This window comes from Brachybacterium sp. FME24 (genome assembly GCF_014897705.1).
Classification (GTDB): Bacteria; Actinomycetota; Actinomycetes; order Actinomycetales; family Dermabacteraceae; genus Brachybacterium.
In genome coordinates this window covers 83,274-97,927 of sequence record NZ_JABUXV010000010.1, presented here as the reverse complement: position 1 = coordinate 97,927, position 14,654 = coordinate 83,274, and the positions used below count along the sequence as shown (strand labels likewise).

At 71.2% G+C, this 14,654-nt stretch carries 10 protein-coding genes; 2 read left to right on the top strand and 8 right to left on the bottom strand.

Going from position 1 to position 14,654, the window contains the following annotated elements; all coding sequences use genetic code 11:
- The first annotated feature begins 147 nt into the window (after positions 1–147).
- Complete coding sequence (locus INT51_RS12830; protein ID WP_193105707.1) at positions 148–648, top strand: FBP domain-containing protein; 501 nt, start codon at positions 148–150, stop codon at positions 646–648.
- 15 nt (positions 649–663) lie between these two features.
- Here INT51_RS12830 and INT51_RS12825 read toward each other — a convergent pair whose 3' ends face one another.
- From INT51_RS12825 to INT51_RS12790, 8 genes are all read right to left on the bottom strand, one after another.
- A complete protein-coding gene (locus INT51_RS12825) occupies positions 664–1,314 on the bottom strand; it encodes a nucleoside/nucleotide kinase family protein (RefSeq protein ID WP_193105706.1) in 651 nt (216 codons plus the stop codon).
- Positions 1,304–4,549, bottom strand: coding sequence for an exodeoxyribonuclease V subunit beta (locus INT51_RS12820; RefSeq protein ID WP_193105705.1), 3,246 nt, complete (start codon positions 4,547–4,549; stop codon positions 1,304–1,306). The genes INT51_RS12825 and INT51_RS12820 overlap by 11 nt, the downstream gene beginning before the upstream one ends.
- On the bottom strand, positions 4,546–7,239 hold the full coding sequence (locus tag INT51_RS12815) for a PD-(D/E)XK nuclease family protein (protein WP_193105704.1): 2,694 nt from the start codon (positions 7,237–7,239) through the stop codon (positions 4,546–4,548). Before INT51_RS12815 ends, INT51_RS12820 begins: the two co-directional genes overlap by 4 nt.
- An 81-nt stretch (positions 7,240–7,320) precedes the next feature.
- Positions 7,321–8,385 carry a hypothetical protein gene (locus tag INT51_RS12810; protein ID WP_193105703.1) on the bottom strand — a complete coding sequence of 355 codons (1,065 nt, stop codon included), beginning with the start codon at positions 8,383–8,385 and terminating at the stop codon, positions 7,321–7,323.
- Between the two features lie 88 nt (positions 8,386–8,473).
- The gene (locus INT51_RS12805; protein ID WP_193105702.1) at positions 8,474–9,946 is read right to left on the bottom strand and encodes an arylsulfatase; all 1,473 of its coding nucleotides are present in this window, start codon (positions 9,944–9,946) and stop codon (positions 8,474–8,476) included.
- A 70-nt stretch (positions 9,947–10,016) separates the two neighbouring features.
- Complete coding sequence (locus tag INT51_RS12800; protein WP_193105701.1) at positions 10,017–11,141, bottom strand: SPFH domain-containing protein; 1,125 nt, start codon at positions 11,139–11,141, stop codon at positions 10,017–10,019.
- Between the two features lie 66 nt (positions 11,142–11,207).
- Positions 11,208–11,696 (bottom strand): glutathione peroxidase, encoded by a 489-nt coding sequence (locus INT51_RS12795; protein ID WP_193105700.1) that lies wholly within the window; start codon positions 11,694–11,696, stop codon positions 11,208–11,210.
- Positions 11,697–11,748: 52 nt separating this feature from the next.
- Complete coding sequence (locus INT51_RS12790; protein ID WP_193105699.1) at positions 11,749–12,660, bottom strand: PfkB family carbohydrate kinase; 912 nt, start codon at positions 12,658–12,660, stop codon at positions 11,749–11,751.
- A gap of 51 nt (positions 12,661–12,711) precedes the next feature.
- Here INT51_RS12790 and INT51_RS12785 point away from each other — a divergent pair, with 51 nt between their 5' ends.
- The gene (locus INT51_RS12785) at positions 12,712–14,649 is read left to right on the top strand and encodes a penicillin-binding transpeptidase domain-containing protein (protein ID WP_193105698.1); all 1,938 of its coding nucleotides are present in this window, start codon (positions 12,712–12,714) and stop codon (positions 14,647–14,649) included.
- Positions 14,650–14,654: the final 5 nt, after the last annotated feature.

Below are 14,654 nucleotides of genomic sequence, written 5' to 3'. Positions count from 1 at the left end.
GGTGCGGCACACACGACGTACGAGGAGATGAGCATGCGCAGGGAGCGTGCAGGAAGCGGGGCGGCCCACCGGGCCTTCTCGGCATGACGCGGTGCGCCCGTATCCGCCATCGCTCCCTCCCCGCATGCACGTCGTGAGGACACCCCTGTGAACACCCTGACCGAAACCCAGATCCGCAACGCCTTCGTCAACGCCAGCAAGGGCGAGGCGAAGCGCGCGAACCTCCCCGATCTCGACATGATCGAGTTCGCCGAGCTCGACTACCTCGGCTGGCAGGACCCCAAGAAGCCGCTGCAGCACTATGTCGCCCTCGAGGTCGACGGCGAACTGGCCGTGCTGATGCTGCGCGGCGCGGAGAAGGCCCCGACCCGGAAGATGATGTGCGCCTGGTGCGAGGACGTGGTCGCCGGGGTGCACGCCGCCTCGTTCGTCGCTCCCCTCGCCGGGCCCGCTGGTCGGCGCGGGAGCTCCATCGGTACCTCGGTGTGCGCGGACTTCCGGTGCTCGGACAACGTCCGCCGACCCCCGGAGCCGTATGAACTGCGCACCGAGGACCCGGCGCTGCTGGCCTACCACCAGGAGATGAGGATCGAGGGGCTGCGCGAACGTTCCGCCAACTTCGTGCGCGCGCTCCTGTCCCGGAGCTGACCCGGCAGGGAGACCTCAGCCCAGCTGGATGATCTCCTCGGCCCGGGAGCGGGTGGCCCCGACGAGGCGGGCGTTGGCCTCGTCGGGGCCGAGTGCCCACTCCCGGGCGGCATCGGGCGGCTTCCCGAAGCGCTCGTGGCGGGCGATCAGCCTCTCGTGGCGCAGGTGCTCGGGCACCTCGACGAACCAGCGGGCGTCGAGCATCGCAGGCACCTGCGCGAACGCGCCGTCCTCGGAGAGCAGGTAATTGCCCTCGGTGATCACCAGCGGCACCTCACTGCTGACCTCGATGGCGCCGGCGATCGGCTGCTCGAGCTCCCGCTCGAACATCGGCGCCCACACCGAGGGATCCTGCGGCATCGCCGTGCGGATCCGCTGCAGCAGTGCCGCATAGCCGGCGGCGTCGAAGGTATCCGGAGCGCCCTTGCGCTCGAGCCTGCCCAGGCGCTCCAACGCGACATCGGCCAGGTGGAAGCCGTCCATCGGCACCACCACGCAGCTGCCCGCCGGCAGAGCGGCCACGAGCAGCTCCGTGAGCGTGGACTTCCCCGCCCCGGGCGCCCCCGCGATTCCCAGCATCCGGCGTGATCCCGTGCGCCGTGCCGCATCGACCAGCGTCAGAGCTCTGGCAGCGGCCTCCTCCGGCGTGATCACCTCAGCGACCATGCTCAGGCAGCCGCACCTCGAGGACTTCGCCGCGCAGCGGCAGGTGCAGAAGGATCCGCTGGGGCCGGGAGCCCGCCGCGGCCAGCGCGCGGGAATACGTGGACATCTGCCCCAGATAGTTCTCGCGCACGTGCCGCACCGGGTCGTCACCCGGATAGGTCTTGTGGTCCACCAGCACCACTGAGCCGTCCGGCAGTCGCAGCAGGGTGTCGATCCATCCCTCCATGACCTGGGAGTCCTCGTTCCACCAGGTGATCGGCTGCTCGGCCATCGTCACCGCCCCGGGGAACTCCGCGGTCAGGAACGCGTTCCAGCGCTCGCCCGCGTCCAGCAGCACCTGCGCATCGACCGTGCGGGTCACCATCCACCGCTCCAGCAGGCGCTGCGCAGCCTCCCGTCGTCGCACCGGGTCGAGGTGAGTCAGCGGCAGGGCGAGGTAGGCGTGCACCGCCTCGCCTACGCGCTCCCACTGCGGGCCACCACCGGACACCAGCACGGGGCCGATGCTGCGCGGCTCCCTGACCTCCCCGAGCCCGTCGTCGGAGCCGACGGCCGAGGCCTGGAAGCGGGCGGAGACACGACGCGCGGCCTCACCGCTGGGACGCAGCGGGACATCCGTCGCTGCCAGCGGATCCGCAGGGCGCGGCAGCCGCTGCGGCGTCCCCTCGAGAAGTTCGTCCACGTTCACGCGGGCGATGGTCGCCGGCAGCGGATCCGACGTGCCGTGCACGGTGAGTGCCTCGTCGGACCAGCTCACCAGCGGGGTTCTCTCGACCAGGGTGTCCAGCACGGTCGCCGCGCCGGGCACGGCGAGCACCGCGGTGCGGGCGGCACGGGTCAGGGCCACGTAGTGCAGGCGTCCGGACTCCTCGGCCTCGGCGCTGCGCCGGCGGGTCGCGAAGTCCGAGACCGCGAGGTGCTCGGTGATCTCGACCGCGGCGGCGACCTTCGGCCAGAAGCGCAGGCTGCGACCCGCGAGCGGGGCGGTGACGTCGAGCGCGCCGGGGGAGACCACGAGCACGCCGCTGGAGTGATCGCGCTCCTTCGGGGGCGCGCCGAGGTAGGTGACCACGTGGTCCCACTCCAGGCCCTTCGCCCCGTGGATAGTGCCCACCCAGACGGCGTCGGGCAGGGCGGAGAGGTCCGGCCCCTCCTCCCAGGCATCGAGTTCCGAGCGCAGTCCCGTCAGCGTGATGGGGGAGCCCTCCGCGCGGCGACGCTCGGTGGTGTCGCGCGCGAGCGCCCGCAAGGCATCGAGGGTGCGGCGGCGCGAGCCCTGGTCGGTCCAGCGCTTGATCCGCTGCGGCAGGTCCAGAGCATCGATCAGAGCGCTCACCATCTCCACCGGGGTGAAGCCGATGCAGGCGCGGCGCACCTCCCGCAGCCCGCTCAGCACGGGATCCTCCCACCACTGCGCGAACACCTCCCTGCGCGCATCCCGGTCCGGGGCGGCCATCAGCTGCGCGAACCAGTCGCGATGGGCGCCATGGTCCTCCAGCAGCGTCACCAGCTCGGTCAGGGCCAGGGTGTCCGAGCCGTCGAGGGTCACGGCCAGTGCTGCGCGCACCATCTGCGCCTCGCGCGTGGCGAGCAGCGGATGGGCGGCGCCGGCGGTGGGCACGCCGCGCTCCTGCAGCGCGGCGACCACGGAGGCTCGTTGGGCATTGCTGCGCACCAGCACCGCGGTGCCCCCGGGGGTGAAGGCGCCCTCGTCGATCCGTCGCCGGATCTGCTCGGCGATCATCGCGGCATGCTTCTGCGCGGAGACCACGCGGCGGTCGTTCTTCGTCGCCTCCCACACCTCGAGGCGGCCACCGCCGGCTGCGGCCTGCCGCTGAGCGGGGATCGAGAGCGCGACCCGTTCCAAGCCCGTCCCCTCGGGCGCGAACACCGGGGCGAACACGGCGTTGGAGAAGTCCACCAGCAGCTTCTGGGAGCGCCAGGAGTGGGAGAGGTTCTGCACCTCGCCGGTCCCGAACACGGTGCCGCCGCCCTCGAGCGCGGCGATGATGTCCCGCATCAGGCGCGGATCGGCGTCGCGGAAGCCGTAGATCGCCTGCTTGGGGTCGCCCACCCAGATCTTCTCCTCGATGAGCTGGGAGAGCTCGAGGAACAGGGCGAGCTGGATGGGGGAGGTGTCCTGGAACTCGTCGACCGCGAGCAGCCGGAAGCGGGAGGCGATCGATTGCCGCACCCGCGGGGAGCCCTGCAGCAGGCGCAGCGCCCGCACCTCCTGGTCGATGAAGTCGATCAGGCCCAGCTCGCGCTTATAGGTCTCGTAGGCCTCGAGGGACTCCGCAGCGACGTCGAGGACGAGCGCGATGAGGTCCTGCAGGTCTTGCTGCCAGGCGGGATTCTCCGCGAAGCTCTCGGCGATCTCGACGGCGAGCGGCTCGAGGGCGGCGTTCGCCGGCGCCCCGAAGGCGCCGCGGGCCAACCGCAGCCAGCTCGACCACGGCGCGCGATCATGGTCGCGCAGGGTCCGCTCGAGCCGGCGCAGCGCCGTGAGGTCGCCGCGGGCCCTGTTCACGCTGCGTGCCGCGATCGGCCCGCCCTTGACCGCCTCCCCGGCGGCGTCGACCGATGCGGCGAGGTCCAGTTCGAAGTCCCCGATGCGCTGTCCGAGCTCATGCAGCCAGCGGCCGCGCAGATCGTCGCCCGGCTCCGGCAGCTGCGCCGCGGCCCGGAACTCCTCCCAGGAGGCGGGCGCTGCAGCGCGCAGATCCTCGGCACCCAGGAGATTGGTGCGGGCAGTGTCCGCAACATCCTTGACCCGGCCACGCCAGGCCTGCTTCCGGTTCCCGAACCCGACGCCGGTGTCCTTCTCGTCGCCGTCGTGCTCGGTGCGGGCGAGCATCGCTGCCCAGCGCACCCCGGCCGCCGCGGCCGTCCGGTCGATCGCCGCGGCGAAAGCCGCTTTCTGCGTGGTGTCGTCGAGCACCTGCACCTGCGGGGAGATACCCGCATCCAGCGCGTACTCCGTCACCAGGCGCCCGGCCACCGAGTTCACGGTGCTGATCAGGGCGCTGTCGATGCCGCGCGCCGCCTCCACCTGCTGACGGTCCAGCAGTGTGGAGCGCACCCGCTGGGAGAGCTCGTCGGCCGCCTTGACGGTGAAGGTGGTGGCGATGACCTGCGAGGGGTCCAGCCCCGCTGCGAGGCGCTGCGCCAGCAGCCGGGTCAGCGTGTAGGTCTTGCCGGAGCCGGCGGAGGCATTGATCAGGGTGAAGCTCATGATGCATCGCCTCTCAGGCCGCACAGCAGGGAGAAGTCGCAGTAGTCGCAGCGGGCGTCGACCACGATCCCGCCGTCCGCCCGCGCCGACTCCTGCGCCGCGGTGTAGGTCTTCTTCGCGTCCTGGCGCGGGGTGCCGAGGTCCTGCCCGGCGTCGCGCAGGATCTGCCCGGACCGGGCGGAGACGGTGCCCTCGCCGATCGCGTCCAGCGCCTCGGTGATCCCCGAGGTCGTCGTCGCCCACGCACCGGCGATGTCGAGCGTGGGCCGACCGTGCGGGTCCAGCGCCGGGTTCGCGGAGACGAACTCGCCCTGCTTGAGCAGGAAATAGCCGACGTCGGCGGTGTCGTCGTGCAGCGACCAGGCGTAGGAGGCCAACTGCAGCGCCTCCCCGGCATCGAACAGCTCGGGGTACTTCTTCGCGGCGGCGGTCCACTTCAGGTCGATCACCGTGGGGTGCCCGGCGGCGTCCTGCGCGAGCACATCGCGATAACCCAGGAACGGCACGTCCACGTCCCCGCGCCGCAGGCGCAGGGTCAGCGGTTCCTCGAAGCGGGACTCGACCGAGGTGATCACCAGCCCCGCCTGCGACAGGCGGCCGAAGAACTCCATCAGGGAGCGCACCGCCGTCTCCCGCATCGTGGTCAGTTCGACCTCGCGGCCGGGCAGCAGCAGCTCCGAGGCGAGCTGGGGCACCTGCGCGTCCAGGGCCTCGCCGATCTCGGCGGCCGACGGCGCACCGGTGCGCCCCTGCTCCTGCCGGGCGTTGACGAGCTCCTCGACCACGGCGTGCACCAGGGTGCCGATCATCTGGTTTCCGCTGGGCACGCTCGCGACCGAGGCGGGCCGGATCCCGAGCCCGCTGCGATACGTCCACTTCTGCCGACACCCCAGCAGGTTCTCCGCCTGGGAGTAGCTCAGGGCACGAGGCAGCAGATGCGGCGCCGGGCCGGCCTGCTTGGTGAGGTCCTCCGGCGGCTCCGCGGGGGCCTGCAGCGGTGGGACCGTCACCTCCCGCCGCGATCCGGCCAGTTCCCATCCCGTCGGGCCCAGGGTGCTGCGCAGGTCCACCAGGTACCGCGCGAGCACCTCGGCGACGTCCTCCCCGGCCTCGGCACGCTCGGCGGCGAGGTGAGCGAGCAGGGAATGCGGCGCGGTGGCCTTCTCCGCGCGGCTGCGGGTTCGGATCACGATCAGACGTGCCGCGCCGAGCAGCGCGCGCAGTCCTGCATCGGTCTCCAGCGCGGCCAGGGCGGCGGGCTCCACCAGCCGTGCCCCCAACTGCTCGAGCGCCTCAACCTCGACGGCGTCCCAGCTCACACCGGCGTGCGTGTCCTGGCGGTCTGCACCCCACCACAGCACGTCCCCGCCACGGTGGCGCACCTGCGCGGGCCGCGTGCAGGTGGTCCAGGAGGCGGTCGCCTCGGGACGGGCGAAGGGGGAGGCGGCGCGGCCTCCGGATGCCGCGACGATCTGGGAGAGCTCGCGCGCCCCGAGCACATGGTCCTCGCCGAGGGTGTCGATCACCTCGAGAAAGGTCTGCAGGTGGGCGCCGGCGCGTACCAGCCCGGGATCTCCCTGCCCGAGGGCACGCAGCCGCGTGCCGAGCCAGGCGGTCGCCGCACGCAGCCGGGCCGGGGTGAGCTGATCGGGGTTGATCGGGTCGGTGACCAGGGCGGAGACCTCCCGGGCGATCTCGAACGCGGCGGCCTCCTCGGGGTCGGCGGCGAGCTCCGCGAGCACTGCCTCCCAGGCGGGACCGCCGGTGCCGGGCTCGGCGGCCAGTGCGTCCAGGAACCGCCGGCGCACCCGCGAGGGCACCAGACCGAGGAGGTCGCGGTCCGCCTCCGGAGCATCCAGCACCCGCAGGTCCAGGAAGGCGCCGAGCTGCTGCACGTCCACCGGGGCGATCGCGATGGAGAGGTACAGCGGGAGGATCTGAACACTGGTGCGATCCGCCGACGCCCCGGCGACCCCGATCGCGGCCTGCCCCCGCCGCTGCAGCTCCTGATCCAGCAGCACGGTGTCCTCCGTGGCGAGGATCTGGACCGGATCTCCCTCGCGCCCCGTGAGGAACCGTGCCGCGGTCTCGGCGGCGGCCCATTCATCGTCGGCCTCGAGGAGCACCAGCTCAGGGCGTCCAGCCGGAGGCTCGTCGGCCGCGGCGACCTCGACCCCGGCCCCGCCGAGCAGCTCCAGCAGCCGCGGCCACAAGCCCGGAAGAGCCGCCGCCTCCTCCTGACACAGGAGCCGGTCGATCCCCAGCGGCCACGGGGCCTCGGCCAGATCCTCGAGCAGATCCACCAGCTCGGCCAGGTCATCGGCCCCGCCGGGGGAGAGCTCGGCAGCCTCCTCGATCGCGCACAGCGCCTCCACCCGCGGGGGCAGCCCGGGCGCTCGTCGCAGTGCGGCCCCGGCCATGACGGCCGCATCCCGCCATCCCAGCACGGTGGTCGCGGTCGCCCACGGGTCGACGTCGAAGGAGTCCCGCACCCAGTCGTGGTCCGCCGCCGCGATCGCCCGCGCGTACTGCGCGATCCGCACCGCCGGGTCGACGGACGGGCGGGTCAGCGCGAGCCGCGTCTGCAGCAGCTGGACGAGGCCTCGGGGGCCCATCCGCACCGAACCGGTCGAGCTGGAGCCGTCCGCCCAGGCGGTGCCATCCAGCGACCAGCCGAACTCGATCTGCATCTGGGCTCCTCCGTCGTCGCACGTCCCGCTCCACACTAAGGGAGCGCACCGACATCCGGACTCAGGACTCGGCCGCCGCGATCAGCGGTTGAACGGGTCGTCCGGTCGGATGCCCCAGCTGAAGCCGCGGTCGTAGAGCGTCGAACCGGACTCGTCCGGGGCCAGCACCAGGTCCTGCCCCTCGCCGGTGAGGTGCAGGGTGCCATCGGCCTGCTCCTCGATGCTCACGGTCAGCGACTGCGTCTCCTGGTCCAGGTAGTCGTCGATGGCCTGACCCTCCTCGCGCAGCGGATGGAGCTCGAGAGCGACGCTTCCCCCGCCGGTGCGCTGGTACGTGCCGGTGAGCAGCTCCCCGTTGGCCAGGCGCAGCTGCACCTGGGCGTCCTCCCCGTTGATCGTCGAGCCGAAGGCGAGGGCGCTCCATCGGTCGTCCTCGGAGAGCTGCGCGGCGGGCTCGGCGGTGTCCTGCTGCACCTCCCACACCCCCGCGGGGGTCGAGGCGTCGATGCTGCGCGGGGGGTACAGCTGGGAGGCGCTCCAGCCGACGAGGACTGCTATGGCGAGCGCGGCGATCGGCCCGAGCACGTTCGTGAACCGCGCGAGCGGACGCCAGGGGATCAGGGTGGGAAGGGGCCCGCGAGGGATCTCGCCGCGACCGAGGACGGCACGGGCCAGCCGGGGTATCCACGGGATCAGGACGATGATCGACAGGATCAGGTACAGCAGCGAGGGGATCTTGACCATCACGTCGTAGCCGATGTTCAGCACCAGTACGAACGCCATGGACGCGGCACCGATCGCCGCGCCCAGCGGGACCGAGCGCCGCCACAGCAGCGCGAGGCCGGCGCCGAACTCCGCGAGCCCCGCGAGGAACTGGAAGAGCGGGGAGAAGGCGACCATCCGCCACAGCAGACCCATCGGGCTCATCTCGCCCTGGCTGATGAGCGCGTCGCCGGCGTCGGCCAGACCGAACTGGCCGAACACGAGCTTCGTCGCGCCGTAGTACATGAGGACGAGGGCGAGGAAGAATCGCACTCCGCCATGTGCCCACCAGGCGAGCGTCACGGCGACGAGACGGCCGATCCGCTTCTCGACGGCGTAGGAGTCAGGAGCGTCCGGGGCGGGAGGCGGGGCAGAATCGGTCATGGTCCCAGCTCATCATCCACGGGCCCGCGGGGTATCTGCCTCCGGTCTGCACTTCACCTCGGCGACGTGCGACTTTCGACGGAGCTCGTCAGAGGAGCGCGTGCTCCCGCACCCAGGACGCCTCGGACTGCAGCACACGCCCGGGCACCAGGGCGCCGCTGTCGACGAAGCCCTCCTCGCGGTCACGCAGTTCCCGCACCAGGATCTCCCGATGCCGCGCCAGCTCCTGGGCATGCTGCGGCTCCGTCGCGAGGTCCTGCAGCTCCTGCGGATCCGCCTCGAGGTCGAACAGCTGCTCGTGCCCGTCGCCGGAGAACCACACGTACTTGTACCGCTGCGAGCGAATCCACTGCATCGAGTGCCGCCCCAGCGAGCCGATCAGGTGCTCCCCGTGCAGATGCTCCCGCACTGCACCGTCCGAGGTCGCTGCTCGCAGGTCCATCCCGTCCACTCCCTCCGGCACCTCGACCCCGGCCACCCCGAGCACCGTGGGCATCAGGTCGCGCAGCTCGACGATCGCCTCGACCTGCCCGGGCTCGCCCCAGCCGTCTCGCAGCCGCGGCGGCACATGCACCACCAGCGGTACTCGCGCGGAGCCCTCGTACCCCACGGACTTCCGGTACATGTCGTGGTCGCCCATCATGTCGCCGTGATCGGAGACGAACACGATCACTGTGTCCTGTAGCAGATCATGGTCCGAGAGCTGCTCGCGCAGACGGTTCAGCTGCAGGTCGATGAACTCGATCGAGCCGTAGTATCCGGCCTTCACCTGCTGATGGGTGGTCTCCTTCTGCGCCCCGAACTCCGCCTCGGAGGCGTAGTCCTCGCGGTGCTCGTCGAAGCGGGAGACCCAGTCGCCCACCGGTCGTGGAGGGAACTCGCGGCCGCGGTACTTGTCCCACAGCCACCCCGGCGGATCGAAGGGGGCGTGCGGCCGGTGGAAGGACATGTATAGGAAGAACGGGCGCGAGGGGTCGCGTCGCTGCAGGAAGCGGAAGGACTCGTCGGCCACCCAGCGCGTGGGATGCAGCCGTTCCTCGCGCTCGCACGGCCGCGCGGTCATCGCATTGCAGCCGATCCCGGTCTCCTGGTAGTCGGCGCGAGGATCCCCGGTCTCGCGGCGCAGGAAGTCGACGTAGTCGTCGATCGCCGCCGACGGGCCCCGGCTGAGCCGCCGCGAGGCGTGCAGGAAGCCGTCGTGCAGCAGCACCTCGTCGAAGCCGCAGCGGGCCCGATCGGGGAACACGTGCATCTTGCCGACGCCGTACGTCTGGTAACCGGCCTCCCGCAGCGTGGACTGCAGGGTGACTGGGTACGCGTCGGGGAAGGAGATTCCCTCCCGGTACCCGTACCGCCCGTGCTGGGCGGGGGACTTCCCGGTGAACATCGCGACCCGGGCGGGCACGCAGGTCGGGGTCGCGGAGTAGGCGCGGGTGAAGTGGTATCCGTCGCGGGCGAGGTCATCGAGGTTCGGGGTGTCGATGTGCTCGTTGCCGGCGGCGCCCAGGGCGTCGGCCCGCATCTCGTCGACGCAGACGAGGATGATATTGGGTCGATCCATGGCAGGTCCTCTTTCCGGAGTCGAAGAAGGCCCGGGGCGCCTGCAGCACCCCGGGCCTTCGATCAAGCGATCAGCCCTGGTTCGCGGAACCGGGATGCGCCCACGGCGGGCTGCCCGGCCCGTTCTGGGCCTGCTGCGCCGCCTCGCGGCTGCGGCGCTCGGCCTCGGAGCGCGCCCGCTCGGCGCGGGCCTGCTCCTGGTCGCGCAGATCCTGCGCGCTGACGCGCTGACGGTCCTCGGCGTCGGCGACATCGGCGTTCTGGGTGGCCTCGGCCGCCGCCTGCGACTGCAGCATCGCGGTGCGGATCTCGTCGCCCATGTTGCCCACCGCGCCCGGGTTCGAGGGCAGGTAGAGCACGTTGGAGCGGCCGTTGCGGGCAACATCCTGCATGGTGTCGAAGTACTGCGTCATCAGCAGCAGCTGCTCGGCGGAGTGCTCGATGCCGACCTTGCGGAGCATCTCGTACTGCTCGGCGATGCCCAGGGCGATCGCCTTGCGCTGGGCAGCGACGCCCTCACCCTGGAGGCGCTTGGACTCGGCCTCCGCCTCGGCCTGGGTGACGCGCTTGATCTTGTCGGCCTCGGCCAGGGACTGCGCCGCGACGCGGTCACGCTGGGCGGCGTTGATGGAGTTCATCGAATCGCGCACCCGCTGGTCGGGAGAGATGTCCTGGACCAGGGTGTTGATGATGTTGAAGCCGAACTCGCGCATGCGGGCCGAGAGGGTCTGCTCGACGCTGCTGGCGATGTCGTCCTTCGACTCGAAGGCGGCGTCCAGCTCGAGGGCCGACAGTGCGGAGCGCACGGTGTCGAACACGTAGGAGCGGATCTGCGCCTCGGCGTTGGAGAGCTTGTAGTACGCGTCGACGACCTGCTCTTCCTTGATCACATACTGCACCGCCACCGGCACGTTGACGAACACGTTGTCCTTGGTCTTGGACTCGATGTTCACTTCGAGCTGCTGGACGCGCAGCGAGATGGGCCGGGTGGTGTTGTCGACGAACGGGGCCTTGAAGTTCAGACCGGCGTGCGCGACGCGCTTGAACTTGCCGAAGCGCTCGACGATCACGGCTTCGCGGGAGTGCACGGTGAACATGATCGAGGTGCGCAGGCCACCGAACAGAAGTGCGCCCAGCACCACCAGGATGATGATGATGACGACCGCAATGACGAGGAAGAGAACGACGCCTTCCATGAGGACCCCTTTCGATTGGGAGGGAACTGTGACCCAGGCTACCAACTGCGGATGGGGATGCCCTGATCAGCGCAGATCGAGGCTTCGCTCGATCCGACCTGCGATACGTGCGGGAGGCACCGGTGGGGCGTAGCGGCGCAGCACGTGACCCTCGCCGTCGATGAGGAACTTGGTGAAGTTCCAGGCGATGCGCCCGCCCATCACACCGGCCTTCTGGGTGCACAACCACTGCCACAGGGGGTGGGCTCGGGACCCGTTGACGTCGATCTTCGAGAACAGCGGGAAGGTGACGTCGTAGGTCGAGGTGCAGGTCTCCTTGGTGTCCTCGTCGGTCCCGGGGTCCTGATGGAACTGGTCCGAGGGGAAGCCGAGCACCGTGAAGCCATGCTCGGCGAAGCGGTCCTGGAGGGATTGCAGGCCGAGGAACTGCGCGGTGAAGGCGCACTGGGTGGCGGTGTTGACGACCAGCACGAGGCGGCCGCGATAGTCGCTCATCTCCTGGCGTTCGCCGTCGATGGTGGTGGCCCAGAAGTCGTGGAAGGTGATGTCGTCCATGCTCGTCGTCCTCTCGCTGTGCCCATCCATCGTAGGGCCGAGCCCGCGCAGATCAGGCCAGGAAGGCGTCGACCTCGGTGCGGCTGGGGGCGCTCTGGGGTCCCTTGCGGGTCACGGCGATCCCGGCGGCGGCGTTCGCGCGGGTCGCGGCGGATTCCCAGTCGGCGCCGAGGGCACGTTCGGCCAGCAGCACCCCGGTGTGGGTGTCGCCGGCGCCATTGGTGTCCACGGGCTGCTGGGGGAAGGCGGGGATCTCGGTGCCGCGGCCGTGATGGAAGACGATGCATCCGCGGTCGCCGTCGCGCACGATCACCACGGCGTGCGGGCCGATGCGGCGGCGCAGTGCCTCCGGTGTGTCCTCGAGGGCGTCGAGGCCGGTCAGGGCGCGCGCCTCGTCGGCGTTCGAGGTCCACACCGTGGTGCGAGCGAGCACTCGCTCCTGCACCTCCCGGGGGAAGGTGGCGAAGGGCGCTCCCGGGTCGAGCACCACCTCGACGCCGGCGGGGACCGTGTCCAGGAAGTCCAGCAGCGGGTCCCGGGTGGGTTCGAACAGGCTGTACCCGGACAGGCACAGGAGGTCCCCGGGCCGCGGGTCGAGGGTCGCGAGGGACTGCGCGGTGATCTGCCGCTCGGCGCCGTAGACGGTGAGGAACGTGCGTTCGGCCGACGGTTCGAGCATGACCATGCAGTATCCGGTGTCGGCATCGGCATGGACCGCGTCGGAGAGCTGGACCTCGTCGGCCGCGAGCGCCTGCCGGATCAGGTCTCCATGGGGGCCGGCGCCGTGCGCGCCGCCATGGACCGCCTCGGCGCCGGTGCGGGCGGCGGCGACCAGCGTGGTCACGGCGCCCCCGGCGTACCACTGCTCGCTCAGCGCATTGGCGTTGCCGCCGCGCGGGGGGAGATCCTCGAGCTCGACGACGATGTCGACGAGCGCCTGGGCGGTGTGGAGCACTCGGGGCATGAGGCCGAGTCTAGGTGGACGGATCAGCGGCGGGACCGGGAAGATGTCCCCATGAGCGCCGCACACCCCCGTTCCCGTCGTCGAGGTCTCCTGGTCGCGATCGTCGCCGCCGTGGTCGTGGTGGCCCTCGTGATCGCGGTCGTCCTGTGGCGCGATCGCTTCGGCGACGGCACCGAGGAGGCGGAGGCGCTCGCCGCAGCGCTGCCGGACGGGGACTTCGCGGAAGTGGCGCTCGCGGACCTCGAGGCGTCGGAGGCCACTGCGGAGCACGAACGCATCCTCGGCTCGATGCTCGAGGCGACCGGCGAGGCCCCGACGGTCGAGCTCACCGATGCGGGCAGCGCCGAGGACGGGGTCCGCACCTCCACCCTGTCGTGGACCTGGGCACTCCCGCACGAGGCCGGGACCTGGAGCTACACCACCGAAGCCACGCTGCGACGCACCGAGGACGGCTGGGCCGCGGACCTCGCTCCGGAGATGTTCGCCCCTGATCTGACCAACCGCGAGCACCTGGAGCTGCAGACCCTGGAGCCCACCCTCGGCACCGTCACCGACCGCGACGGCACCACGTTGTACGGCCCGCACGACGTCACGGTGCTCGGCCTGGACAAGACCCAGGTCGAGGAGGCGGACCAGGAGGCGGCCGCCCGCGAGCTCGCCGGCCTGCTCGGCATCGACGCGGATCGGTTCGTGCAGAGCGTCTCCGATTACGGCGCCGAGGCGTTCGTCCCGGCCCTGACCATCCGGGTTCAGGACGAGGGCGAGTACCCGCTCGACGAGGCCGCTGAGGTGCCGGGCTACCGGGCGCTGGAGGAGACTCAGCCGCTGGCGACGGAGCGCGGTTACGCGCCCGGTGTGCTCGGCGCGCTGCGCGAGGCCAGCGGGGAGGACGTCGAGAACTCCGACGGCGAGATCGAGGCCGGTGATCTCGTCGCCAGCGGCGGTGTCGTCGCCGCGCAGCGGGAGGCACTGGTGGGAGCAGCCGGTGCGAACGTCGTCGCGGTGGATCCGGATGCGGACGCCGAACGCTCCCTGCACCGCGTGGAGCCCACCGAGGGGACCGAGGTGCGCACGACTCTCGACGATGAGCTGCAGCGCCTGGCCACGGCCGCGATCGCCGACGAGGACTCCCCGGCAGCGGTGATCGCCCTGCAGCCCTCGACCGGCGATGTGCTCGCCTCGGCCCTCGGGCCGACGGGGCAGTCCTACCCGGTGGGTCTGGTCGGCCAGTACGCGCCGGGCTCGACCTTCAAGGCCGTGACCTCGCTCGCCCTGCTGCGCGAGGGCGTCACTCCCGATACGACGCTGCAGTGCCCGGAGACGGCCACCGTCGAGGGGCGCAGCTTCAAGAACGCGGATTCGATGTCCCCGGACCTGTTCGGGCCGATGCCGCTGCGGGACGTCATCGCGCACTCCTGCAACACGGCGCTGCTGCTCCAGCACGACACCGTCGACCAGCCCGCGCTCGCCGACGCCGCGACGACGCTCGGGATCGGCCAGGAGAAGCCGGCCGGGCTGGAGGCCTTCATGGGCTCGGTCGACCCCGAGGACTCCGGCACCGAGCATGCGGCCGCCATGATGGGGCAGGGCCGCGTGCTGACCTCGCCGCTGAGCATGGCAGTCGTGCTCGGAAGCATCCAACAGGGCGCCACCGTGCACCCGCGGATCCTCGCCGACGAGGAGAGCGCCGCCGAGGAGGTGCCGCAGCCGCTCACGCAGGACGAGACCTCGCAGATGCAAGAGATGCTGCGCGGGGTCGTCACCGAGGGGAGCCTCGATGAGTTCGCGGATGTCCCCGGGGATCCGGTGATCGGCAAGACCGGCACCGCGGAGTGGACCGATGAGAACGGCGAGCTGAAGCTGCATTCCTGGGTGATCGTCGCCCAGGGAGACCTGGTCATCGCCGCGTTCGTCGAGGACGGCAGCTATGGCTCGGTGACCTCCGGTCCGATCGCCCGCGAGGTCCTCGAGGGCGCTCACGGGGGCTGAACGGT